The organism is Leeuwenhoekiella parthenopeia (assembly GCF_020782115.1).
Lineage (GTDB): Bacteria > Bacteroidota > Bacteroidia > Flavobacteriales > Flavobacteriaceae > Leeuwenhoekiella > Leeuwenhoekiella parthenopeia.
Map to the genome: position 1 here is coordinate 61,787 of NZ_JAJGMW010000011.1, position 24,815 is coordinate 86,601.

A 24,815-nucleotide genomic window follows, 5' to 3' on the forward strand; every position below is an offset into this window, starting at 1 on the left:
AGTTGAAAAATTAGGTTAACATTCCGCCATCAACCTGCAATACCTGCCCGGTAACGTAGGCGCTCATATCGCTGCCAAGAAACACACAGGCATTGGCAATATCTTCCGGAGTACCACCGCGTTTAAGAGGAATAGCATCTCTCCAGCCGGCAACTACTTTTTCGTCTAGTTTTGCAGTCATTTCGGTCTCAATAAAACCGGGAGCCACCACATTGGTGCGTATGTTACGCGAACCCAATTCTAAGGCCATAGACTTTGAAAATCCAATAATACCGGCTTTTGAAGCTGCATAGTTTGCCTGCCCGGCATTTCCTTTTACGCCAACAACAGAGCTCATATTGATGATACTGCCATAACGCTGCTTAAGCATGGTACGCTGCACCGCTTTAGTCATATTAAAAATAGACTTCAGGTTTACCTCAATCACCTGATCAAAATCTTCTTCACTCATACGCATAAGCAGATTATCTTTGGTGATTCCGGCATTGTTTACCAAAACATCGATAGTATCAAAGTCTTCGCTTATTTGTTTAATAAGTTCCTGGCAATCTTCAAATGAAGCTGCGTTAGACTTATAGGCTTTGGCTTTAACCCCCATTGCCGTTAGTTCTTTTTCCAGTTCTTCGGCAGGACCGGCAGATGAACTGTATGTAAAAGCCACATTGGCTCCGTTTTGTGCAAAGACTTTAGCAATACCATGGCCTATACCGCGGCTTGCTCCGGTGATAATTGTGTTTTTTCCTTCTAAAAGTTTCATTCTAATCGGGTATCAATAATTAGTTAGTTTGAAGAGCGGTAAATATAGGAAACTTGAAATGTTTGGGCATAAAAAAACCGACACATTGTGGCGTGTCGGTTTTTAAATTTATTCTGAACCTATTAGGCTAAAAGCTCTGCTACTTTTTTGCCAATTTCAGCAGGAGAGTCCACAACGTGTACTCCGTTTTCTCTTAAAATCTTCTTTTTATCTGCGGCAGACTCACCCTCTCCGGAAACAATAGCACCTGCGTGACCCATTGTTCTTCCTGCCGGGGCAGTCTCTCCAGCGATAAAACCGATAACCGGCTTTTTGGTGCCGCTGGCTTTAATCCATCGTGCAGCGTCGGCTTCAAGCTGACCACCTATCTCCCCGATCATTACTACAGCTTCGGTCTCTGGATCGTTTATAAGCAATTCTACAGCTTCTTTTGTGGTAGTCCCAATGATTGGGTCTCCACCTATTCCTATCGCAGTAGTTATTCCTAAACCTTGTTTTACAACCTGATCGGCAGCTTCATAAGTAAGGGTTCCTGATTTAGAAACGATGCCTACTTTTCCTTTTTTAAATACAAAGCCTGGCATAATACCCACTTTAGCCTCGCCGGGAGTAATAACTCCGGGGCAGTTAGGACCTATTAATCTGCAATCTTTGTCTTTGATATAGTCTGCAGCTTTAATCATATCTGATACAGGGATACCTTCAGTAATCGCAATGATTACCTTAATGCCGGCATCTGCAGCTTCCATTATAGCGTCAGCAGCAAAGGCTGGTGGTACAAAAATTATTGAAACATCTGCGCCGGTTTCTTTTACAGCATCCTCAACGGTGTTAAAAACCGGTTTGTCAAGATGGGACTGTCCTCCTTTACCCGGAGTCACACCGCCTACTACATTAGTGCCGTATTCTATCATTTGACCCGCGTGAAAAGTACCTTCACTACCGGTAAAACCTTGTACAATTATTTTGGAATCTTTATTAACTAAAACGCTCATGAGTTGTTTAATTTTTGTGAAAGCAAAAGTAATTTTTTAAAGACGAAACCTAAAGGAATATTAAGATTTTATGCGAATGTGGGCATCGATATTAAGCGGGTCTTCATCACTGGGCTGGCTTATTTGATACCCGCGATACAGGAGTCCGTCTTTAAGCTCCCACATCGCCATAAAATGAATAATACCCACTTCTTCTTCCGGATTTTCTACGGTCTTAATATAATAGGTAAGGCGTATACTCGCCGTATTTCCTTCTTCAATCAGATGACTTACGGAAGAGCGCAGCGAGATGAATGATTTGCCCATTTCCTTAGACATATTAGAAATGTCGTCATAAGTCATTTTAGAAAAGCCTGTTGAAGCATTCCAATATAATTCTGCTTCTTTATGCAGGTATTTTTTGAGAACAGTGGGATCATTAAAAAAATCGGATTCGTATAAGCCTTTTACAAGTTCTTTAGCTGATGCACTCATTTCATTTTTTTATTTGTTCTAAAATATAAGGAATCTGTCTGATTGATGCCATTTCCCTGAATTTCTTCTTGCTGTCTTCTGCCGGGCTTCCTAAATAGGATTTTCCGCCTTCAAGGGTACGCCCTACTCCACTTTGGGCAAAAATCACAGCCTTTTCTTTGATTGTTATGCCACTCGCGATACCTACCTGACCCCAGATCACCACATCGTCTTCAACAACCACACAGCCCGAAATACCGGACTGGGCAGCGACCAGAACCCGTTTTCCAAGACGTGTATCGTGACCTACGTGTACCTGATTATCGAGTTTTGAACCCCAACCGATAACGGTATCTGCGGTAACTCCGCGGTCTATAGTGCAGGATGCTCCCAGTTCTACATAATCTTCTATCACCACTTTCCCTCCCGAAAGAAGGCGGTCAAAACCGGTCTCCCGCTTTTTATAGTAAAATGCATCGGCTCCCAGAATGCTACCCGAATGAATGATCACGTGATCTCCAATCACGGTATCATCATACAAAGTGACATTAGGATGAATGATACAATGCTTACCAATTTTCACATTATTGCCAATAAAGCAATTAGGCTGAATTATGGTGTGCTCACCTATAACGGCCGTTTCTGCGATTGACGCATTTGCTTTTTGAAAAGGTTTAAAATAGCGCGTTAACTTATTAAAATCCCGAAACGGATCATCTGAAATGAGAAGTGCCTTTCCGTCAGGACAGGCTACCTTTTTGTTTATCAATACAACGGTAGCAGCAGACTCCAGGGCTTTATCGTAATATTTGGGATGGTCAACAAAAACGATATCTCCGGGTTCAACCACGTGAATCTCATTCATTCCGGTTACCGGAAAATCAGCATCACCTACATACTCAATATCATTGAGCAATGCAGCTATCTGAGCCAGAGTATGTTTTTGCGGAAATTTCAAACGCTTATTCTTTTATACGCTCTTTATAGGTCCCCTTTTCGGTCTCTATTTTAATTTTATCCCCTTCATTGATAAACAAGGGTACGTTTACTTCCGCACCGGTTTCAACAGTTGCCGGTTTGGTTGCGTTAGTTGCAGTGTTTCCTTTTACACCGGGCTCTGTGGCCGTAACCGTAAGAATAACGTGTGCCGGCATATCTACAGAAAGGGGCATATTATCCTCGGTATTTATTGCAATGGTTACCACTTCGCCTTCCTTTAATAAACCGGGTTGGTCAAGAGCAGACTCCATCAATCGTATTTGAGTGTAATCTTCGGTATTCATAAAGTGATACCATTCACCATCGTTATATAAAAATTGATATCCTTTGGTTTCTACACGTACCTCGTCAATTTTATGTCCGGCTGAAAAGGTGTTATCTAAAACTTTTCCGTTGGTGACACTTTTTAATTTTGTTCTAACAAAAGCGGGACCTTTACCCGGCTTAACGTGTAAAAATTCAATAATTTTATAAATATCGTGATTGTAATGAATACACATCCCGTTGCGGATGTCTGAAGTAGTTGCCATACTATTAAGTTATAATCTTTAGATAATGCTTTTAAAAAAATCTGTTAGTTGGTAGTAAAATATCCTTTCATAATTCCGCGCTGAGAATTACGTATAAACTGAAGGATTTCATCGCGTTCGGGAGTTGCTTCCATCTCGGCTTCAATGATATTTACTGCCTGAGTATTGTTGTAATTCTTTTGGTACAAGATGCGGTAAATATCCTGTATTTCCCTGATTTTTTCGGTAGTAAAACCGCGACGTCTTAATCCAATGGAGTTTATACCCACATACGAAAGGGGTTCACGACCTGCTTTTACATAAGGGGGTACGTCTTTACGCACCAGAGAACCACCGGTAACAAAAGCGTGACTGCCTATGGTACAAAATTGCTGTACTGCGGCCATTCCGGCCAAAACAACATAATCTCCTACCACAATGTGACCGGCCAGTGTGCTGTTATTTGAAAAGATACAATGATCTCCTACAATACAGTCATGGGCGATATGGCTGTAAGCCATAATCCAGCAATTTTGACCAATCTGAGTTTTCATGCGGTCTGAAGTACCACGGTTTATAGTTACACACTCTCTGATGGTGGTGTTGTCTCCTATAATGGTTACTGTATCTTCATCGTCAAATTTCTTGTCCTGTGGAATTGCAGAAATTACTGCTCCGGGAAAAATATTTACATTTTTACCGATGCGTGCACCTTCCATGATGGTTACATTTGAGCCTATCCAGCTTCCTTCTCCAATGACTACATTGTTGTTGATGGTTGTAAAAGGCTCAATTACCACATTCTTGGCAATTTTTGCTCCGGGGTGTACGTATGCTAAAGGTTGATTCATAAATCTAGTCTTTCTTAACTTTTACGATTTGGGCCATAAGTTCTGCTTCAGAAACCAGCTTGCCGTTAACGTAAGCGCTTCCCTGCATATGGCATATTCCCCGGCGTATTGGGGACAACAAATCTAGTTTAAAAATAAGTGTGTCTCCCGGTAAAACCTGTTGTTTAAAGCGTACATTATCAATTTTCATAAAATACGTCAAATAATTTTCAGGATCGGGTACGGTACTTAATACCAGTATACCTCCTGTTTGCGCCATCGCTTCAACCTGTAAAACTCCAGGCATAACGGGAGCTCCCGGAAAATGGCCTACAAAAAAAGGCTCATTCATCGTTACGTTTTTAAGCCCAACTACTCCGGTATCTGAAATTTCAAGAATTTTATCGACCAGCAAAAACGGAGGTCTGTGCGGCAGCATCGCCATAATCTGATTAATGTCTTTTACCGGGGGTTTTGACAAATCGAAAGTGGGAACGTTGTTGCGTTTCTCAAGCTTGATTATTTTCTTCAGTTTTTTGGCAAACTGGGTATTCACATAGTGCCCGGGTTTATTGGCGATCACTTTACCGCGTATGGGCATTCCTACCAGAGCAAGATCACCTATAACGTCAAGCAGTTTGTGTCTGGCTGCTTCATTAGGATGATGTAGGGTAAGATTATCAAGAATTCCGTTTGGTTTAACCGAAATCGAATCTTTATTAAAAGCCGAACGCAATTTTTTCATCGTTTCAGGAGACAATTCCTTATCTACGTAAACAATAGCGTTATTAAGATCTCCTCCTTTTATTAAACCATTCTCCAGCAACATTTCAATTTCATGTAGAAAACTGAAGGTTCTCGAATCTGAAATTTCGTCTTTAAACTCTGAAATATCTTTAATACTGGCGTTTTGAGTTCCCAGAATTTTTGTGCCAAAGTCGACCATAGTAGTCAACTGGTAGTTGTCTGCCGGCATAAGAATGATCTCACTCCCGGTTTTTTCATCAAGATAGCTGATAACCTCAGTTACAACGTATTCTTCACGCTGTGCTTCCTGCTCTTTAAGTCCGACTTTTTCGAGGGCTTCCACAAAAAACTTAGAAGAACCATCCATTATAGGAGGCTCAGAGGCATTGAGTTCAATACAAATATTATCTATCCCAAGGCCAACGCAGGCAGCGAGAACATGCTCACTGGTCTGGATATAAACACCCATTTTTTCAAGGTTGGTACCTCGCTGGGTATTTTCCACATAATCTGCATTTGCCTCAATAATAGGCTGACCTTCAAGGTCTACGCGCTTAAAAAAGTGCCCTGTATTTTCATCGGCAGGTTTAAAAGTAAGAGTAACATTCTTACCTGTATGTAAACCAACGCCGGTTAAGGAAACCTCACCGGCGATTGTATATTGCTTTCCTTCAGCTTTACTTATCATTGGATTTTTGTTTTTCCAAATTATTTATTTGTTTGACTAAATCGGGAAGGTTTTTAAAATGTACATAAGACTTATTGTAGTCACTGTAAGAGATAGCCGGAGAACCCTGAACCGCCTCATCATCTTTAAGATTACGACCAATACCGGATTGTGCCTGAATACGCACCCGGTCACCAATGGTAAGATGCCCTACTATTCCCACCTGGCCTCCTATAAGGCAGTTTCGGCCTATTTTGGTAGAGCCTGCAATACCGGTTTGAGCAGCGATTGCTGTATGCTCGCCTATTTCTACATTATGGGCAATCTGTATTTGATTGTCGAGCTTCACCCCTCTTCTGATAATGGTAGAGCCTAAAGTTGCTCTGTCTATAGTAGTTCCTGCACCAATATCTACATTATCTTCGATAATCACATTTCCCGTTTGGGGTATGCGTGTATATTCGCCTTTCTCATCTGGTGCAAAACCAAAACCATCGGCTCCAATGATAACGCCGCTATGTACGTATACGGTTTTACCAATTACAGAATCTGAATATATTTTTGCTCCCTGAAAGATAACCGAATCATCTCCAATACTGCAATTGTCTCCTATGTAAACATTGGGGTAAATCTTGACGTTGTTGCCAATTTTTACGTTATTGCCCAAATAGGAAAAGGCCCCAATATAGACATTGTCACCATAACTGGCCGACTCTGATATAAAAACCGGGTTTTCGACCCCTGTCTTATTTAGCTTGACCTGATTGTAATATTCCAGAAGTTTGGAAAAGGATTTATAAGCATCTTCAACGCGAATAAGCGTTATATTTAGCTCTTTCTCGGGTTTAAAACCTTTGTCAACAATAGCAATTGAAGCACCGGTTTTATAGATATAAGGCGTGTACTTAGGATTGGAAAGAAAGGTTAAGGAGCCTTCTGTTCCCTCTTCAATTTTTGAAAGTTTAGATACTTCTGCTTCGGGATTGCCGTCAACAGTACCATCTAAAATCCCAGCAATCTGTTCGGCTGTAAATTTCATCTTGGCAAAAATAGCAAAAAAGCCTTAAATCAAATGCTTTGGATAACAGATATAGTTTTTGGTGACAACCTTGGATAAAGCCTTGAGGCTCAATTGATCACTGGCCGAAACAACGTCAACAACTTTTCCTTTTTTCGTCAAAATATTTATCGCCTCCTTTTTTAAAGTATAGGCCTGATTGGTAATTGTTCCGGTAAAAACAAAATAATCTGCTTCATCATCAGAAAGATTCAGGAGCTTTTTAACAGCCTCTTTTTGCCCTTGTATAAAGTCTGAAGCAAATGGCTTTTTCTTGATTTTTATACGCGGAAGTTTTCGGTTTATAATAATTTGAGAAAGTTTCCTCAAAACAAAATCGTCGTGATCACACCAGGATTTCATAGCCGAGATTACATCATAGTCATCCAGTTGAGCAAACACCTCCAGCGCGTGATCGTCAAATTTACCTTCTGAATTGGTCTTTTTAAGAAAAAACCCAAGAGGTCTGCTGGCTGGCAATTCAACTCCCTTATGTGTCAGCTCTTTGGCCCGCATCAAAACACGTACTAAAACCTGTTCTGCAACCAGACTGGTCTTATGAAGATAAACCTGCCAGTACATCAATCTGCGTGCGACGAGAAATTTTTCAATGGTATAAATCCCTTTTTCTTCAACCATAAGCTGATCGTCCTTTACATTAAGCATAGCCAGAATACGATCGGTATTGATATTTCCTTCAGCCATTCCCGTGTAAAAGCTGTCGCGCTTAAGATAATCTGTTCGGTCCATATCCAATTGCCCGGAAACCAATTGATGCAAAAAAGGACGGTGATAGGTTCCCTTAAAAATTTTAATGGCCAGGGTTAAACTTCCGTTAAACTCCTCATTCAGTTTTTCGATAAACAGCAAACCTATTTGCTCGTGATTAATGTGCTCTACAATGCTATTTTCCATCGCATGCGAAAAAGGCCCGTGACCAATATCGTGCAACAAGATTGCAGCCATCGCCGCTTCTTTTTCCTGCAGACTCACCATAACACCTTTCTGTTCAAGCTTTTCTAAAGCTTTTTGCATGATATGCAAACAACCTATGGCATGATGAAAACGCGTATGATGTGCACCGGGATAAACCAGATACGACATTCCCATTTGAGAGATGCGCCTTAGTCGCTGAAAATAATTATGCTGTATTAAATCGAAAATGAGCCCCTTTGGGATGGTAATAAAGCCATAAATAGGGTCGTTAATTATCGTAAGTTTGTGAGGAATCTTCAAACAAGAAATCTTTTTGAATTAAAATATGCTTAAGCATAGTCGCGGGCTTATGCCTGCCGATAAACAAATATACTATATATGAGTGCTATTAAAATACTTTGGGTAGATGATGAAATCGATTTATTAAAACCCCATATACTCTTTTTAGAGAAAAAAAATTATGAAGTGTCTACATGTCAAAGTGGAACTGAAGCCATCGAACTGGTTGAAAAGGAAAATTTTGATGTGGTTTTTTTAGATGAAAACATGCCGGGATTAACCGGTTTGGATACGCTAAGTGAAATAAAATCTAAACGGGATACCCTGCCCGTGATTATGATCACCAAAAGTGAGGAAGAATATATAATGGAAGAAGCCATAGGCTCCAAAATAGCCGATTATCTTATAAAACCGGTAAATCCCAATCAAATTCTCCTTAGCCTGAAGAAAAATCTGGATACCAGCAGACTTATTTCTGAAAAAACAACGTTGAATTATCAACAGGAGTTTCGCAAAATTGCGATGGATATGGCTCAGGTTAATTCATTTGAAGAATGGGCCGAATTGTATCAAAAACTTATCTACTGGGAACTTGAGCTTGAGAATATTGAAGATCAAAGTATGCAGGAAATACTGGAATCTCAAAAAACTGAGGCTAATAATCAGTTCTTCAAATTTATAGAGCGCAATTATGAAGACTGGTTTTCTGAGGATGAAAAACCTGTCATGTCCCATACCTTGTTCAGAGATAAAGTGGTACCCCACTTAAGCAAGGATGCTCCTGTGCTACTGGTAGTTATTGACAATCTGCGCTATGATCAATGGAAATCCTTTGAGCCAATTATAAGCAACTATTATAAAAAGGAAAGCGAAACACCTTATTACAGTATTCTGCCAACCGCGACACAGTACGCGCGAAATGCGATTTTTTCGGGGTTGATGCCCAGCGATATGGAGAAAAAGCATCCCGACTTATGGCTTAATGACACCGATGACGGAGGTAAAAACCTGAATGAAGATAAATTTCTGGAAGCCCAATTAAAACGACTGGGGCTTAATTTAAAATGGGAATACCATAAGATTACCAATTTAAAGAGCGGCAAAAAACTGGTGGAAAATTTTAATTCACTTAAAAATAATGACCTGACAGTATTGGTTTACAACTTTGTAGATATGCTTAGTCATTCTAAAACCGAGATGGAAGTCATTAAGGAACTGGCATCTAATGACAAATCCTATCGCTCACTTACAGAAAGCTGGTTTAAAAATTCACCGCTATTGGAAATGATTCAAAAATCGCAGCAACTGGGTTTTAAAATCATTCTTACAACAGACCATGGCACCATCAATGTAAAAAATCCTTCGAAGGTAATAGGTGATAAAAATACAAGCCTTAATCTGCGCTATAAAACCGGAAGAAGCTTAACCTATGAAGATAAAGATGTGCTGGCAGCAAAAGATCCTAAGAGTATACACCTGCCGACTATAAATATGAGCAGCTCCTTTATTTTTGCCAAAGGAGATTTGTTTTTTGCATATCCTAATAATTACAATCACTATGTGAGTTATTTCAGGAATACCTACCAGCATGGAGGAGTATCCCTTGAAGAAATGATTATTCCTTTTGTAGTTTTAAATCCGCGATAGTAAAAAAGGCGATAAAAAAGATGACAGTAGAGTACCGCTTAAAGGAAGTAGACCAGATTGCTCAACAAATTCTGGAATTATCTAATTATAAAACTATTCTTTTCCAAGGAGATTTGGGATCTGGAAAAACCACGCTTATTAAAGCCCTGGTTAAAAGTTTAGGCTCAGAAGATTATGTGTCAAGTCCTACATTTTCTCTTTTAAATGAATACAAAACAGAAGATGGAGAAACTATATATCATATGGATTTGTACCGTTTAAAAAATGAAATTGAAGCTTTTGATATGGGTTTGGAAGAAATTTTAGAGAATGACTCCTGGAAATTTATTGAGTGGCCTGATAAAATTAACAGTTTACTAGGGACAGATTACCATTCAGCGACAATAATCTCGACTAAGGAAAATTTTCGCCACTTAGAATTCAACTAAATTTGTTAACATTATGTTAAATACAAAAATTATATTTGAAGAAATATCCTACAAATTAAAGTCGAAATAAAAGTTATAGATTTAAATTAAACGAGTAAGTTAATTATTCTTAAATTGTGCTCTTAATAAGATGTCGTTAAAACGCGTTAAGAAATTTAGAAGGAATGCAAATGTAGGAATTTCATGAAATAGTGGTTTTTGTTTAATGTTTTTGATCTTTGTTTCAACAAATCATTAATAATACTCAAAAACAATTAACATTATGAAAATCAAAGCTTTACTCCTAGGCCTTTTAATTGCAGGTGCAACCGCGGTTACTTACACATCTGTTCAAGAAGATAATGCAGATTATGCAGCAAAAAAAGTTGACCCGGCGAAGATCAGAGTCCCTACTAACGGGTAGTGTCATAGCAGCATTTATTACTGCTACGCCGTATTTTTTTTATTTATATGAAGGTTTTCCAGATATAAAAATTTGGGAAACCTCTTTTTTTGGTTTCGACATAAGATATGAAAGTGGCTTTTACCAAAGTGTAAATGTTGTAGGTTGGATGTTATTTAGTAAACTAATTCCATTCGTGCTTTTATTAATTTGGTTTTTCACTTGTAAACACTGGTGGTACCATGCTATTTTGGTTCCGATATGTATGTATATTTTTCAAATATATAGTCTTTTTTCGGAAGATGTTTATTACAAGGATAGTGTTGAAATTTATTACTTAGCTCCTATTGTACTCGTTGCTTTTATATTTTTGTATACCATTCGGATGAAAATTTTTGATCGCATCCATAATATTGACTTATCTGAACTGGAGCGTGTTACTTTAAAAGGTGAAATCAAGGATGAGGATGAGAAGTCCAAGAAACTTTATTCCGACAGCCACGATGACGATGATGAAGAGCCTTTATTTATGGGTTAATCATTAATGTCCCTTCTTACTTTTTTCATTATATATTTTATACGTACTTTGAAGTCTAGCACTTGAAACCTAGTATATGATTTCAAACAGTCCGTTTTCGCGCGAAGAACTGCTTCCACAAGAAGAGAAACTCGAAATAAAACAGAAAAAAGGATCCCTGTTTATAGGAATTCCAAAAGAAAATCACTTTCAGGAGAAGCGTGTATGTCTTACTCCGGATGCTGTAGGCGCCCTTACTGCGCATGGTCATCGGGTGTTGATTGAATCTAATGCGGGAGCAGATGCACGATTTTCGGACCACGACTATTCTGAGGCCGGTGCCGAAATAACTGCCGATCGTGCACGTGTTTTTGGTTGCCCTATGGTACTCAAAGTAGAACCGCCTTCTATGCAGGAGCTTGAAATGATCAATCCGCAGACCGTAATCATTTCTGCTATTCAGCTCAAAACACAGAAAAAAGAATATTTTAAAGCTCTGGCCTCTAAACGCATTACGGCACTGGCATTTGAGTTTATAAAAGATGCTGATGGCACCTACCCTGCCGTACGGGCCTTGAGCGAAATTGCTGGAACAGCCTCTGTGCTTATAGCCTCTGAAATAATGTCGAGACCTGAGCAGGGCAACGGCCTGATGTTTGGTAACATTAGCGGCGTACCTCCTATTGAGGTTGTAATCATTGGTGCCGGAACGGTGGGTGAATTTGCAACACGATCTGCACTGGGTTTAGGTGCTAATGTAAAAGTATTTGACAACTCCTTAACCAAATTGCGCTGCCTTCAGGTTAATGTGGGACAGCCCTTATATACTTCAACTATTCAACCTAAAAACCTGCTAAAAGCTCTGAGAAGGTGTGATGTGGCTATTGGTGCGGTTAGGGGTAAAGAGCGTTCTCCTGTAATTGTCTCAGAAGCCATGCTCGAATATATGAAACCGGGATCTATTATAATTGACGTAAGTATCGATATGGGCGGCTGTTTCGAAACCAGCGAGGTCACTTCTCACGATAAACCCACGTTTGTAAAACACGGAGTTATTCATTACTGCGTACCCAATATTCCATCCAGGTATGCGCGTACCTCTTCAATCTCTATCAGCAATATTTTCACCCCATATCTTATCGAAATTGGTGAACACGGCGGTCTTGAAAATAGCCTGAGAATGGATAAGGGTTTAAAAAACGGATTGTATTTTTACCGCGGAATTCTAACCAGTAAATCAGTAGCAGATTGGTTTGATCTTCCATTTAGAGACATCAATCTGCTGTTTTTTTAGACACAAACGCAATTCATGAAAATTTTATATCGTCTGGGCTTTTACCTTGGAGGTTTCTCTATAGGTCTTATTTTGTTAGCCGTTTTTATCAAAGGAAGTGGGGTTGAATTACCTTCCTGCGATTATCTACCTAATGCCCGCCTTCTTAAAACCATTCGAAATAATGGCTACACGCTTTCTCCAGAGGCCGAAAAGCAATTGAAAGAGTTGTCGTTAGACACTACAGATCTTAATACGGTTTTTTTAGAGGGCGAAGTTGATTTCAAAAATAGTGATCCCCGAAAAGAACCCTGTGGATTTTATATTATCACATCTCAGGAAACTATGCCGGTTCCACTTGTAGCAAAAGTGGAGCGTTGTGATGAAGCCTTTGAGGTACTTAGCGTATCCAAAAAATGATCAATACTTTTGTAAGTCTAAAGGTTTCTGCGCTTACGTTCCTGCTTGATCAGGGTTAATTCTCTGTTAGTTTGACCGGCAACCGAAGTATTTTCTTCTGCTCTGCGTATTAAGTAGGGCATCACGTCTTTCACAGGTCCAAAAGGCAGGTATTTTGCAACATTATAGCCGTGGTCCGCGAGATTGAAACTGATGTGATCGCTCATTCCGTAAAGCTGGCCAAACCAAATACGCTCATCTTTCGCTTCGATCTCTTTTTGCGCCATTATTTCGATCGCCAGGTAATTACTTTCTTCATTGTGAGTTCCTATAAAAGCCCAAATCGAATCCAGATTATCCAGAATATAAACCAACATCGCATTAAAATGGGCATCAGTCTCAGCTTTGTCCTTACAAATAGGTGAATCATATCCCTTCTCTTCAGCACGCTCCCGCTCTTTCTCCATATAGGCGCCACGCACAATTTTTACACCCAGCTTATACCCATTTTCAAGTGCATCGGCGTGCATTTCTTTGAGATAATTAAGCCTATCCCAGCGATAGCATTGTAAGGTGGTATACACAACAGGGTATTCGGTATTATATTTTTTCATCATCCGCTGTACAAGATCATCTACAGCACCCTGCATCCAGCTTTCTTCGGCATCTATTAACAAACGAATGTCACAATCTTTTGCTTTTTGGCAGGCACGGTCAAAACGTTCCTGAATACGCTCCCACTCCGTTTGCTCTTTCTCATTAAGGGCTTCGTTTTCGGTAAGTTTTCGAAGCACTTCAAAGCGCCCAAAACCCGTTGGTTTGAAAACCGAAAAGGGCATTCCCGGTTTTTCTTTGGCAAACTCGATAATACTAAGAACCCGTTCTAAAGCTTCATCAAATAGAGATTCGGTTTCCTTACCTTCGACCGAAAAATCAAGAACCGAATGTACCCCTTTACTATACATAGCCTTTATGGTAGGCTCACAATCCTTCTCGCTAACTCCTCCGCAGAAATGATCAAAAACAGTCGCTCTGATAAGCCCTTCTACTGGCAAACTGGCATTTAGAGCAAATCGAGTTACGGCGGTACCAATTTTAACCAAAGGCTGTACAGATATCATTTTAAACAGAAAATAAGCCCTTTCTAACTCACTGTCTGATTTTAAAGAAAATGCACATTTGGTATCGTCAAATATTTTTTGCTCTAACATAAAGTAATTTTTGGCGCCAAATATAATTAGAATCGCAACGGGAATTTAACAAAAAGGTACTAATTTCGCTCCCTTAAAGAAGTTTTAACATGCAGTCAGTACAGGCAAAGGACTATCAGGTTGTATTTGGAAATTCAGGATACACCGCCCTAAACAACCTTCTCCGGGAAAAGAATCACAGCATTATTTTTGTACTTGTAGACAGCAATACGCACGAGTATTGTCTTTCGCATTTTTTGCAAAATCTGGAAACCAACAGACCTCTTGAGATCGTCGAGATCGATCCGGGAGAAGAATTTAAAAACCTGGAAACCTGTACGGGAGTTTGGAATGTTTTGTCTGAACTCAATGCAGACCGTAAAAGCCTTATCATCAATTTAGGCGGAGGTGTGGTGACCGATTTGGGAGGCTTTGTGGCCTGCTGTTTTAAAAGAGGAATTGATTTTATCAATATCCCCACTACCCTACTGGCAATGGTTGATGCCTCTGTGGGCGGAAAAACAGGAGTGGATCTGGGTGCTCTAAAGAATCAGATTGGAGTGATAAGCAATCCCGGTCTGGTATTGGTTGATCCTTATTTTCTGGGAACTCTTCCGCTTGAAGAACTACGAAGCGGTTATGCCGAAATGCTCAAGCATGGCCTCATTCATTCGCAATCGTATTGGGATGCCGTGAAAGACTCCGACTATACAAGCTTTGAAACTCTGGGAGATTTAATCAGACAATCTGTAGCTATTAAAAATGAGGTAGTATTAGAAGACCCTTACGAACAAAACATCAGAAAAAGCCTCAACTACGGTCATACCCTGGGTCATGCAATAGAATCTTACTTCATGGAGGAAGAATCTAAAACACGCCTGCTGCACGGGGAGGCTATTGCCATCGGTATGATTTTGGCCAACTTTTTATCTCAGGAGATCGCAGGCTTAGATGCTTCTGTATGTGATAATACCTCAAAAGTCATACTGAATTACTACAAAAAGGTTGCATTTGAAGACCGAGATATTGAAGCAATCATCAGATTACTCAAGTATGACAAAAAGAATAGTCACGGAACTGTATATTTTGTCTTACTTCAGGAAATTGGGAACCCGGTCTTAAATCAGGAGGTTTCAAATGAACTGATATATAAGGCATTTGATTATTATAAAAATTTAAGTAATAAATAAGTAAAATGCCTTGCAGAAGCAAAACGTTTTTTTTTACATTTAACCACTCATTGCACTTAAACTAAATTATACTTATGCGTCGCGTTATTGTCGATTTTAAAAAACTTACTCCGGAGATTCTCGCACTTCTCGTGGACAAGTACCCCTACGGATATGATGATGATCACATCATATCTTTTAAAAATGCAAAAAATGAACTCATAGAATGTGTTGAGGTTCGTACAGCTGATACAATCTATCTGGTAAAAGTGAGCAAGAAACTCGAAAATACAATGGAGAATTATGACGTTGATGATTACGACGATGATGATTTAAACGAACCAATCAGCGAAATGCCGAGCAAATTGCCGGATGATGATGACGATGAACTGATTGATGAACCCACTGAAGAAGAAGACGAAGATTAATAATAATCCCATAAAAAAAGCTCTCCAAACCGGAGAGCTTTTTTGCTTTTATATATCTTTATCGCATTAAGCCTCTACCTCCTGCTCTATTGAAGCCAGATAGCGCTCTGCATCTAAAGCCGCCATACAACCCGTACCGGCCGCAGTTATGGCCTGGCGGTAATCTTTATCCTGTACATCACCACAGGCAAAAACTCCTGGAATATTGGTTTTGGTTGTTTTGGGTTCGGTTATGATGTAACCTGTGTCGTCCATATCAATCTGATCCCTGAAAATGTCTGTATTTGGTTTATGCCCAATTGCGATAAACAAACCGGTAATATCAATTTGACTGGTTTCTTTGGTCTCATTATTAATCATCTTCAAGCCTTCTACAACCTGTTCTCCAATTACTTCTTCTACTTCGGTATTGTACAATACCGTAATGTTTTTTCTGGAATTTACCCGGTGCTGCATGGCTTTTGAAGCACGCATTTCATCCTTACGTACTAGCATAGTCACGTGCTCACAAATGTTAGCCAGATAGGTTGCTTCTTCAGCAGCAGTATCACCACCACCTACAATGGCAACCTTTTGGTTTTTATAAAAGAAACCATCACAAACTGCGCAGGCAGAAACTCCTCCGCCTCTTAGACGCTGCTCACTGGGCAATCCCAAATATTTTGCTGTCGCCCCGGTGCTTATGATTACACTTTCTGCCTCAATTTCCGTTTTATTATCAACCACAGCTTTGTGAATACCTCCGGCCTCTTTGGCAAATTCTACCGAAGTCACCATACCTATGCGCACTTCTGTACCAAAACGCTCTGCCTGTTTTTGTAATTGTACCATCATGGTGGGCCCATCAATTCCATCAGGATACCCCGGAAAGTTATCTACCTCTGTAGTTGTTGTTAACTGACCTCCGGGCTCCAGACCGGTGTATAGCACAGGTTTCATATCAGCTCTTGCAGCATATATTGCTGCTGTATAACCCGCGGGTCCAGACCCTATAATCAAACATTTAATTCGTTCTACTGCCATAAATTTAAATTTAATCCTTTGGGATTTAGATCATTTTCTATGAAATGCAAAAGTACATCAATAAAAACGCATTCTAAAAATTACCTAAAGCCAGTTATAAGTCGTTATTAACAACAAAAATTTACGCCTTGGAGATTATAAGTCCCATAATCGTTCTATATTTTCTATTTTTAGGCAAATTTGTAAGCTATGAAAAACTATATAAGTGTCTTAACCTTCCTCCTAGTAAGTCTTTCTTCCTGTGGACAGGATCAACAGGAAGTCAAAGAAAATGATGTGCCTATTACAGTGTCTGAGGCCTATACCTATGAAACAGTGGTCCCGGATCTGATTAATCCCTGGGGAATGGCTTTTCTGCCAGATGGAAGTATTCTCATTACCGAAAAAGAAGGTAAACTCATTCATTTTAAGGCAGGTGAAAAAACAGAAATATCAGGGCTTCCCGAACTTTCAAGCAGAGGTCAGGGCGGACTTTTAGACATACAAATCGCACCCGATTATCAGGAGAGTGGATGGATTTACATCACGTACTCTTCTACCGAAGGTGAAGAGAAAGGGGCAAATACCGCTTTGATGCGCGCAAAACTTTCTGGAAACCAATTGACAAATCAGGAGGTTCTTTACAAAGCAAGTCCAAATACCACTAAAGGTCAGCATTTTGGTAGCCGAATCGTTTTTGATAAGAACGGCCACGTATTTTTCACAGCAGGTGAACGCGGTGAACGAGATATAAATCCGCAGGACATTACCCGCGATAACGGGAAAGTTTACAGGCTTAACCTCGACGGCAGTATACCTCAGGATAATCCTTTTGTTGGTGTTAAAGATGCTAAAGAAGCCATTTGGTCTTATGGACATCGCAATCCACAGGGGATGATTTACAATGAAAATACAAACGAAATCTGGGTTCACGAACACGGACCAAGAGGGGGTGATGAAATTAATGTAATAAAAAAAGGTGCCAATTACGGCTGGCCGGTAATTACTTACGGGATCAATTATTCCGGTACTCCTATAACCGATGAAACTCAAAAACAAGGAATGGAGCAACCCCTCTATTATTGGGTTCCCTCTATAGCTCCCAGCGGGTTTGCTTTGGTTACCGGGGACTCTTATCCTGACTTAAAAGGAAATCTCTTGGTAGGATCTTTAAAATTTGTGTATTTAGAAGCTCTTTATCTCAATTCTAATAATGAAGTTGTAAAACGCGAAAAGCTTCTTGACGGTATAGGTCGTGTACGCAATGTGGTTCAAGGACCAGATGGTATGATTTATGCAGGAGTTGAAGGAGTAGGAATTGTAAAACTGATCAAAAAATGAAAATAACTTTAGCAACATTAACCGTTTTCATACTAGGTGGATTCGGTTACTTGACAACTTTAAAATCCCATCAGGAATCGTACTCTATAATTCCTAAAAATGCTGATTTTCAGGATGAACTAAAGAAAAGTATCGAACGTGGTGAAACGGTATATGAGGACTTTTGTATGCAGTGTCACCTCCCTACCGGCGCAGGTGTTGCAGGTGTTTACCCTCCACTCGCCAAGGCAGATTATTTACTAAAAAACCGTAAAGCGGCTATTCACGCTGTAAAATACGGTCTTAAAGGTGAGATAACGGTTAACGGCAGCACCTACAATAGTGTAATGACTGCTCCAGGACTTTATGATAATGAAGTCGCAGATGTAATGAACTATATTTTACATTCCTGGGGTAATTCAAGCCCGAAAATGGTAACAGAAGCTGAAGTAGCTGCAATAAAAGAATAGTAAATTACTCGATACGCCTGTAATTTTCTGATGAAATGCGATTGCCCTCTTCGTCAATACTGATTTGGCTGTATGCATCTTCAGAAATCTGAAGTTCAAAGGTGAAAATGCGTAAGGTATCTATTGCCCCCATCATACTTTCTGAACCGTATTCTAAAGTTTCGATGAGCATACCGTCTTTTACCTTATAATTTCCATAGCCAAACCACTCTACTGAGTCTTTGGGCACGTAGCGTGTCCACATGACCTTATCTGACGTGTACATTTTTATTTGTCTATAACCATCAGTAGTAGGTAAAGTGTCCGAAATTTCGTTGTTGTCGTAATAGTAAAAGCTTTCCAACTCCCAGGTCCCTTTAATTAAATGATCAGGGCGTATGTTGTTTAGTTTGAGGCTGCTGAATAGTACTATTGATAAAAGTACGAGAGTGTAATGTTTAAGTTTCATAATAAAGAGGATTAATAAGACTTTTTTGCAATCTTAAGTTACAAAAAATATGATATCACAAAATGAAAACGTTATAGTTTTATTATTAATCATTAATTACCCCTATTTTATGAATACTATTTAAGTTTTCATACCAAATTCAAAGTATTCCCTATTTTATCTGAGTCACTTAAATTTTAAAAGACTTTGCAGTCTGTCTTAATTATTTATATTTGCACCCTGAAAATTCGGGATGTAGCTTAGTCCGGTTAAAGTGCGCGTCTGGGGGGCGCGAGAGCGGAGGTTCGAATCCTCTCATCCCGACCAAAGGGGTACTTAATAGTATCAAAAAAATGCTAACTATATGAAAATCAGTAATATTAATATTTTTTGATTTCATATAGTTAGCTTTAAAATCAACCAAAAAGTGACCAATTCGGTTACCTCAAAAAAGTTGATTTTAATAAAGATCTGAACTACTGATCAGGTTTGACTTTCGCTTCGATTTGACTTTCGTAAACAAATCGATTATTAACCTAAAGCGAGAGTTTATGGGCACTTCAAACACATTTAACATTCATTTTTGGCTGAATCTTTCCAAAAGAAATGGAGATTTAGCACCTATCTACGCACGTATTACTGTTAATGGAAAACGTGCAGAAATCAGTCTACAAAAGCAAACTTCGGTTACCTTTTGGGATACCAAACTAAAACAAACTAATTTAAGGTCCACAGAGGGAAAAGCCTTAAATACGTATCTGGATCAGGTTTACACTAAATTATTAACATGCAACACGGAGCTATCTGATGAGTTTAATGTAGTTACCGCGCAATCAGTTAAAGCCCGGTTTTTAGGTCTTGATGAAAGTAATAAAACACTTTTGGAATTAGTCTCCTATCACAATGAGAAAATGGAAGGCATTCTCAAGCCAGGCACATTAAAAAATTATTATACTACAGAGAAGTCCATAAAGATCTTCTTAATTAATAAAAAGAAGACTCCCGATCTATTACTTAAACAGATCAATTATAGTTTCATTATTGATTTTGAGCATTATTTACGCAAAGGTTCTTCATTACAAAATTCAAATTCTTTAAACAACAATGGAATAATGAAGCATTTGGAGCGCCTTCGTAAACTGATGAATTTTGCCTTAGATCTTGGATGGTTAGAAAAAAATCCTTTTGCCAGATATCGGTTAAAGTTTAGAAAATTTGAAAAACAATTTTTGACTAAGGAGGAATTAAAAATTATAGAAAATACAGATTTGAAAAATTCTAAGCTTCAAACTGTCAGTGACATTTTCATATTTGCCTGCTATACCGGATTATCCTACATTGATATTAAGAATCTTCATCGTAATAACATAGTTAAAGGGATAGACGGTAGCGATTGGATTTTCACTCAGAGAGCGAAAAATGAACAGAAGGTTAAAGTTCCTTTGCTTCCCACTCCCCTCCGACTCCTAAACAAATACAATCTACATGCTGAGCTGAATAATGGAAAATTGCTTCCTGTTTATTCAAATCAAAAAGTCAATTCGTATTTAAAAGACATAGCCACTTTATTAAAAATCCCCAAGCACTTGACCTTTCACTCGGCACGTCATACGTTTGCTACCAGCGTCACACTTGCCAATGGAGTCCCTATTGAAACCGTGTCTAAAATGCTTGGACATACCAAAATCACAACAACTCAAATTTATGCAAGGGTCTTGGAAGAAAAAATAAGTTCTGATATCGAAATTTTGAGATCCCGGCTTGGATAGGCAAGAACAATAGCAGCTTAATTAAAATAATTGAAACTTAATTTATGTAAAAACTGTCCTTTGCAAAGGTGTATGCTCACTTTACACGCACCTCAATCATTTTTTTATAATGGGAAGCTATCATGCTAATGATGACTATTTGAAATATATGAAAAAGCATCAATGGTAAGAGTATAATACCTACCGAAGCTGCATTCTGAAAAATAATTTTTGAGAAAACAGTGCCGTGCACCAACGACTTTTTAGTCCCACAAAATTGAGCCGTAATCCGATCTTCTAAGGAAAAACCTAGCTTTCTTGACAGTAGACTTATAAGACTGTAAACAAGTGTAAATAGAACCAGAACACCAATTATAATGAAAAGAAAATCTGTGAGGGAAATATGGCTAAAAAGATGATCTGAAAATGATTTTGCGAAGCTTTTATAAATAATGAGTAGTATAATACTTTTGTCAAACAGCGCCAATTGTTTGCTGTATTGTTGCACAAACGATCCTACTATCAGCTGAAGAAAAATACCCAGAAGAAGTGGTAGTAAAACCTGTAATATCAGACTGACATAAATATCTGAAAAATCAAATACTACCTGATCAGTGTTTATAAAAAGACCAATCCACAACGGTGTGACCAGAATCCCGATAATACCAGAAATACTCGCATTGAATATTGCTGATGGTAAGTTACCCTCAGCAATAGACACCATTACCACAGAAGTGCTTACGGTTGAGGGTAAAGCTGCAAGGAAGAAAAACGCTAACCATATAATCTCCTGCTCTGCATTATGCAGCAGAGGCCTGAACAACAATACCAAAACCGGAAACAAAAAAAATGTGCTGCCCTGTATCAACAAGTGAAGTTTCCAGTTGCTTAAACCAGCTTTAAGTTTAGCTGGACTTAATTTTAAACCGTAAAAAAAGAAGATCAACCCGATTCCCACGGTAGTAATCTTATTAAGAAAAGGTTCCATATTATCTATTCCGAATTGTGGAAAGAAGTAAGCAATTGCCACTATTAAAAATATAGCACTAACAAAGGGGTCAAGCTTTAATCTCATATTCGATTTTGGTTTTGAATCTTTATTTGATAGGACAAAACGTTAACGATAATTACAAACAAATGAGCAGGTCTCCCACGAATATAATTGCCATAGGCTTTTGTACCTCTAAACCTGTCGCCTTACAGAGCCGCTGGTAATGAAACCAATGAACCATTAGCGCAATTATTATAAAGGGAATTCTCATACCGTAGATTCGGTTTAGGTATTTGTGATTTAAATCCTCTGCTATTTAACTTACAGTCAAATCAAAAGCAGTTTTTTAATTTAAATCGGCAAATTTCCTTTTTTACTATCTTATTTCAGCAATTTCTTTCCGATTTCCTATAAATTATTCAAAATCTAATCTAACCAACATTTACACCTTAAACCGGAACCTAAATTTCATTTTTGAGTACGGAAAACAATTCCAAAGCTAAATTTAAAACGTATATCGTGCTGTAACCCCATAAGTGCGCGGATCACCCAATACCCCTGCATAATGACCCGCATTACCACCGGCTGCTAAAAGTTGTTCGAAATAATCGGTATTACCTAAATTTCGGCTCCAAACATATAGGCTGATTCCCTTTTGTGTTCTAAAACCTATTCGTGCATTTAACAACGCATAGCCGTCAATATTTAGATAGGCTGATGGTGTGGGATTAGATGAAAAGGAAGAGCGGTAAAACACATCTGATCCTACAAAATATTCCCCATTCTGACCTATAAAAAATCCTTTAGCAAAAGCTTCAGCTCCTGAAGCAAAAGACCATTTCGAGACACCGGGCAATACCCCTCCTGAAACATCTTTTAGTTCATTTCCTCCACTTCCGGTCTCTTCTAACGGAACCGGTGCATTTCTAAAATCGATGTATTTTCCACCTGTATAACTTATGGAAGTATTGAAACTAAAGTGTTTTGTAAAGTATCCCGCTTCAAGTTCTGCACCCGAAGTCCTTACATGCTCTGCGTTAGCCAGATACCCCCTGATAACTCCAATTTCAGCTGAACGTACGGTGGTTTGGTAGTCAAAAATATCAGTATTAAAAAAGGTTACATTAAGTGTTCCGTTTTTCAAAGGCTGTGTTTTAACTCCCGCTTCAAAATGACTTACGCGTTCAGGATCCACAACAGCCAAATCCAACAGAGGTTCTCCATTTTCAGTTGGTATACCTCCCAGGTTTAACCCTACCGGTTTAAAGCCGCAGGAATAATTGGCATAAGCCATAAAACTAGGATTAAACAAATACCTCAGTCCCAACTGCCCGGAAATATTCCAGTCATCAATACGGGTCTGAAACTCAAGCGGTGTAAAAACACGATTTTTTAATGCTATAAGCTCTGGATCAGTCGTTTCAAGGCCTCCTGAAACTGTACGCTCAAAATCGACTTCTTTCTGATCATAATTCAATCGAATACCTGGGTTTGCAATGAGTTTATTGGTAATTTTCCAATCTACCTGCGCAAAAAGTGCCCCACTAAAATTGCGGAAACGGGGTTTGGTTTCCTGTTTTAACCCATCGAGAAGCCCGGGGGTTTCCCAAAGTGGATTTTGATTGTTTTGTACAAAACGCCATTGGTCGCTTCCTGCTTCAAGAGTATGTGCCCCATCAGGATCAAGCTTTTGATAAAAAGTAAAAAGCCCTATAGTACCATTCAATTTTTCATTTATTTGTCCTGTATATCTTATTTCCTGAGAAAACTGATGGTGTATAGAAGGTGCCTGAGATTTATTAATAGCGTCCAGACCCGTAAAATCACGGTCACTTGAAGGATCCCACTCCCAGGTTCTCCAGGCTGATGTTGAAGTGAGAGTCCCTTTTGCGAGTTCGATTTCTGCGTTTAGTGAAATTCCCCCCATATCCTGATTAGAGCGCCAGGGAGTATTCGTATCAATTATTCTATCAAATGGATTCCTGCTGGGCAACGTATAATTTAAGTCTGAAATAATTTGTTCAAATTGTCTGAATGGCGCTCGCTGTGTTGGGGCGGTACCTGCATATACCTGCGCATAACCATCCGGTCGTTGACGCGTGTAATCTCCGGTAAGGTTGAGGCTAATATTTTCAGCTGGAAGATAAAGAAACTGTGCCCTAAAACCCTGATTGTTTAACGTATTGGTATAATCTTCTGTAGCTATATTGTAAATAGTACCTTCCCGTTGAGTGCCTGTAAAAGATAATCGCGCTGCGAGTTTATCTTTCAAAATCGGGCCAGAAATAGAACCCTTAGTTTGGATAAATCCAAAATTCCCAAAAGATTGTTCAAATATTCCCGATGTTGAAAAGGTGGGTTTGCGGCTTGTAATGTTAAAAGTTCCAGCAGTTGTATTTTTTCCAAAAAGTGTTCCCTGAGGTCCCCGTAGCACTTCAATCTGCCGAATATCAATAAAATCAAGTGTGGCCGCCGCCGGACGGGCATAATATACCCCGTCAACGTAAAAACCTACACCCGGATCAATGCCGTCATTAGTAAGCCCAAAGGTGGAACCAATCCCCCGGATATTCAAAGTAGTATTCCTGGGATTAGAAGAATAGAGTTGTACTGAAGGTACCAGTTCCTTTACTCTATTTACATTAAAAGAAACAGAATTATCGAGCTCCTTAGCCCCCACAACAGCGATGGGAATCGGAATTTCCTGCGCTTCCTCACTTTTTCGCCTTGCAGTTACAATGACCTCATTGAGCGAAGAGGGCGAAGATTGTAAACCTATAATATATTCCCCACCTCTTTCAATTTGAATCTCCTCAGATTCATAACCCACATAACTTATCCGCAGGTCTATGGGTAGATTGCCGTCATAATTTATACTGAACCTTCCTGAAAGATCTGTCGTTGTCCCGATGCTACTCCCCTGGATAACAACAGTTGCCCCTATAAGACTTTCACGGGTTGTTTGGTCTAATACTTCCCCTGAAATTGTTAGTTGACTAAAACTGTAAAAGCTGGTGAGAAAAAATAAAGAGCTTATGAATTGTATATAATTTTTCATTTTAGATGAATTGATTGTACGATAAGTTGACTTTGAAATTTGTGGTGATAAAAATCCCGCTTATAGGAGGGATATCTTGTAGTACGGCGTAGATGCTGATCAGCAACACCTCACCCACTGCATGTTCCTAATTGTAC

At 39.1% G+C, this 24,815-nt stretch carries 24 protein-coding genes and 1 tRNA gene; 11 read left to right on the plus strand and 14 right to left on the minus strand.

Going from position 1 to position 24,815, the window contains the following annotated elements:
• Positions 1 to 10 precede the first annotated feature (10 nt).
• The 9 genes from fabG to LLW17_RS09895 form a co-directional block, all read right to left on the minus strand.
• Positions 11 to 757, minus strand: a complete 747-nt coding sequence (fabG, locus tag LLW17_RS09855) for a 3-oxoacyl-[acyl-carrier-protein] reductase (RefSeq protein ID WP_228230090.1) — start codon at positions 755 to 757, stop codon at positions 11 to 13.
• Between the two features lie 122 nt (positions 758 to 879).
• Positions 880 to 1,752 (minus strand): succinate--CoA ligase subunit alpha, encoded by an 873-nt coding sequence (gene sucD, locus LLW17_RS09860; protein WP_228230091.1) that lies wholly within the window; start codon positions 1,750 to 1,752, stop codon positions 880 to 882.
• A 60-nt stretch (positions 1,753 to 1,812) separates the two neighbouring features.
• Positions 1,813 to 2,226, minus strand: coding sequence for a nuclear transport factor 2 family protein (locus LLW17_RS09865; RefSeq protein ID WP_228230092.1), 414 nt, complete (start codon positions 2,224 to 2,226; stop codon positions 1,813 to 1,815).
• 1 nt (position 2,227) lies between these two features.
• Entirely contained in the window at positions 2,228 to 3,163 is a 936-nt protein-coding gene (locus LLW17_RS09870; protein ID WP_228230093.1) for a UDP-3-O-(3-hydroxymyristoyl)glucosamine N-acyltransferase, read from the minus strand.
• A gap of 4 nt (positions 3,164 to 3,167) precedes the next feature.
• Positions 3,168 to 3,734 carry an elongation factor P gene (gene efp / locus LLW17_RS09875; RefSeq protein WP_228230094.1) on the minus strand — a complete coding sequence of 189 codons (567 nt, stop codon included), beginning with the start codon at positions 3,732 to 3,734 and terminating at the stop codon, positions 3,168 to 3,170.
• 44 nt (positions 3,735 to 3,778) lie between these two features.
• Positions 3,779 to 4,564, minus strand: coding sequence for an acyl-ACP--UDP-N-acetylglucosamine O-acyltransferase (lpxA, locus tag LLW17_RS09880; RefSeq protein WP_228230095.1), 786 nt, complete (start codon positions 4,562 to 4,564; stop codon positions 3,779 to 3,781).
• A gap of 4 nt (positions 4,565 to 4,568) precedes the next feature.
• Entirely contained in the window at positions 4,569 to 5,978 is a 1,410-nt protein-coding gene (locus LLW17_RS09885; protein ID WP_228230096.1) for a bifunctional UDP-3-O-[3-hydroxymyristoyl] N-acetylglucosamine deacetylase/3-hydroxyacyl-ACP dehydratase, read from the minus strand.
• The gene (gene lpxD, locus LLW17_RS09890; protein ID WP_228230097.1) at positions 5,968 to 6,996 is read right to left on the minus strand and encodes a UDP-3-O-(3-hydroxymyristoyl)glucosamine N-acyltransferase; all 1,029 of its coding nucleotides are present in this window, start codon (positions 6,994 to 6,996) and stop codon (positions 5,968 to 5,970) included. Before lpxD ends, LLW17_RS09885 begins: the two co-directional genes overlap by 11 nt.
• A 24-nt stretch (positions 6,997 to 7,020) precedes the next feature.
• Complete coding sequence (locus LLW17_RS09895; protein WP_228230098.1) at positions 7,021 to 8,250, minus strand: HD domain-containing protein; 1,230 nt, start codon at positions 8,248 to 8,250, stop codon at positions 7,021 to 7,023.
• A gap of 78 nt (positions 8,251 to 8,328) precedes the next feature.
• On the opposite strand from LLW17_RS09895, the gene porX reads away from it, so the two are divergent.
• From porX to LLW17_RS09920, 5 genes are all read left to right on the plus strand, one after another.
• On the plus strand, positions 8,329 to 9,876 hold the full coding sequence (gene porX / locus LLW17_RS09900; RefSeq protein WP_228230099.1) for a T9SS response regulator signal transducer PorX: 1,548 nt from the start codon (positions 8,329 to 8,331) through the stop codon (positions 9,874 to 9,876).
• A gap of 20 nt (positions 9,877 to 9,896) precedes the next feature.
• Entirely contained in the window at positions 9,897 to 10,304 is a 408-nt protein-coding gene (gene tsaE / locus LLW17_RS09905) for a tRNA (adenosine(37)-N6)-threonylcarbamoyltransferase complex ATPase subunit type 1 TsaE (RefSeq protein ID WP_228230100.1), read from the plus strand.
• 350 nt (positions 10,305 to 10,654) lie between these two features.
• The gene (locus tag LLW17_RS09910; RefSeq protein ID WP_228230101.1) at positions 10,655 to 11,224 is read left to right on the plus strand and encodes a hypothetical protein; all 570 of its coding nucleotides are present in this window, start codon (positions 10,655 to 10,657) and stop codon (positions 11,222 to 11,224) included.
• Positions 11,225 to 11,300: 76 nt separating this feature from the next.
• Complete coding sequence (locus tag LLW17_RS09915) at positions 11,301 to 12,497, plus strand: alanine dehydrogenase (RefSeq protein WP_228230102.1); 1,197 nt, start codon at positions 11,301 to 11,303, stop codon at positions 12,495 to 12,497.
• Positions 12,498 to 12,512: 15 nt separating this feature from the next.
• Positions 12,513 to 12,896: a hypothetical protein gene (locus LLW17_RS09920; RefSeq protein ID WP_228230103.1), complete on the plus strand. Its 384-nt coding sequence runs from the start codon at positions 12,513 to 12,515 to the stop codon at positions 12,894 to 12,896.
• 17 nt (positions 12,897 to 12,913) lie between these two features.
• Here LLW17_RS09920 and LLW17_RS09925 read toward each other — a convergent pair whose 3' ends face one another.
• The gene (locus LLW17_RS09925; protein ID WP_228230104.1) at positions 12,914 to 14,086 is read right to left on the minus strand and encodes a proline dehydrogenase family protein; all 1,173 of its coding nucleotides are present in this window, start codon (positions 14,084 to 14,086) and stop codon (positions 12,914 to 12,916) included.
• An 89-nt stretch (positions 14,087 to 14,175) separates the two neighbouring features.
• Between LLW17_RS09925 and aroB the strand changes: the two genes are divergently transcribed.
• Positions 14,176 to 15,255 (plus strand): 3-dehydroquinate synthase, encoded by a 1,080-nt coding sequence (gene aroB / locus LLW17_RS09930; RefSeq protein WP_228230105.1) that lies wholly within the window; start codon positions 14,176 to 14,178, stop codon positions 15,253 to 15,255.
• A gap of 74 nt (positions 15,256 to 15,329) precedes the next feature.
• Positions 15,330 to 15,662, plus strand: coding sequence for a hypothetical protein (locus tag LLW17_RS09935; protein ID WP_228230106.1), 333 nt, complete (start codon positions 15,330 to 15,332; stop codon positions 15,660 to 15,662).
• A 66-nt stretch (positions 15,663 to 15,728) separates the two neighbouring features.
• On the opposite strand, the gene trxB is transcribed toward LLW17_RS09935, so the two are convergent.
• Positions 15,729 to 16,685 carry a thioredoxin-disulfide reductase gene (gene trxB, locus LLW17_RS09940; protein WP_228230107.1) on the minus strand — a complete coding sequence of 319 codons (957 nt, stop codon included), beginning with the start codon at positions 16,683 to 16,685 and terminating at the stop codon, positions 15,729 to 15,731.
• A 189-nt stretch (positions 16,686 to 16,874) separates the two neighbouring features.
• On the opposite strand from trxB, the gene LLW17_RS09945 reads away from it, so the two are divergent.
• Both LLW17_RS09945 and LLW17_RS09950 read left to right on the plus strand, forming a co-directional pair.
• The gene (locus LLW17_RS09945; RefSeq protein ID WP_228230108.1) at positions 16,875 to 18,005 is read left to right on the plus strand and encodes a PQQ-dependent sugar dehydrogenase; all 1,131 of its coding nucleotides are present in this window, start codon (positions 16,875 to 16,877) and stop codon (positions 18,003 to 18,005) included.
• Positions 18,002 to 18,454, plus strand: a complete 453-nt coding sequence (locus LLW17_RS09950; protein WP_228230109.1) for a c-type cytochrome — start codon at positions 18,002 to 18,004, stop codon at positions 18,452 to 18,454. The genes LLW17_RS09945 and LLW17_RS09950 overlap by 4 nt, the downstream gene beginning before the upstream one ends.
• A 4-nt stretch (positions 18,455 to 18,458) precedes the next feature.
• On the opposite strand, the gene LLW17_RS09955 is transcribed toward LLW17_RS09950, so the two are convergent.
• On the minus strand, positions 18,459 to 18,902 hold the full coding sequence (locus tag LLW17_RS09955; RefSeq protein WP_228230110.1) for a hypothetical protein: 444 nt from the start codon (positions 18,900 to 18,902) through the stop codon (positions 18,459 to 18,461).
• A gap of 228 nt (positions 18,903 to 19,130) precedes the next feature.
• On the opposite strand from LLW17_RS09955, the gene LLW17_RS09960 reads away from it, so the two are divergent.
• Both LLW17_RS09960 and LLW17_RS09965 read left to right on the plus strand, forming a co-directional pair.
• A tRNA-Pro gene (locus LLW17_RS09960) sits at positions 19,131 to 19,208 on the plus strand.
• Between the two features lie 224 nt (positions 19,209 to 19,432).
• Positions 19,433 to 20,650: a site-specific integrase gene (locus LLW17_RS09965; protein ID WP_228230111.1), complete on the plus strand. Its 1,218-nt coding sequence runs from the start codon at positions 19,433 to 19,435 to the stop codon at positions 20,648 to 20,650.
• A 76-nt stretch (positions 20,651 to 20,726) separates the two neighbouring features.
• On the opposite strand, the gene LLW17_RS09970 is transcribed toward LLW17_RS09965, so the two are convergent.
• On the minus strand, positions 20,727 to 21,704 hold the full coding sequence (locus LLW17_RS09970; RefSeq protein ID WP_228230112.1) for a bile acid:sodium symporter family protein: 978 nt from the start codon (positions 21,702 to 21,704) through the stop codon (positions 20,727 to 20,729).
• 421 nt (positions 21,705 to 22,125) lie between these two features.
• A complete protein-coding gene (locus LLW17_RS09975; protein ID WP_228230113.1) occupies positions 22,126 to 24,678 on the minus strand; it encodes a TonB-dependent receptor in 2,553 nt (850 codons plus the stop codon).
• Positions 24,679 to 24,815 lie beyond the last annotated feature (137 nt).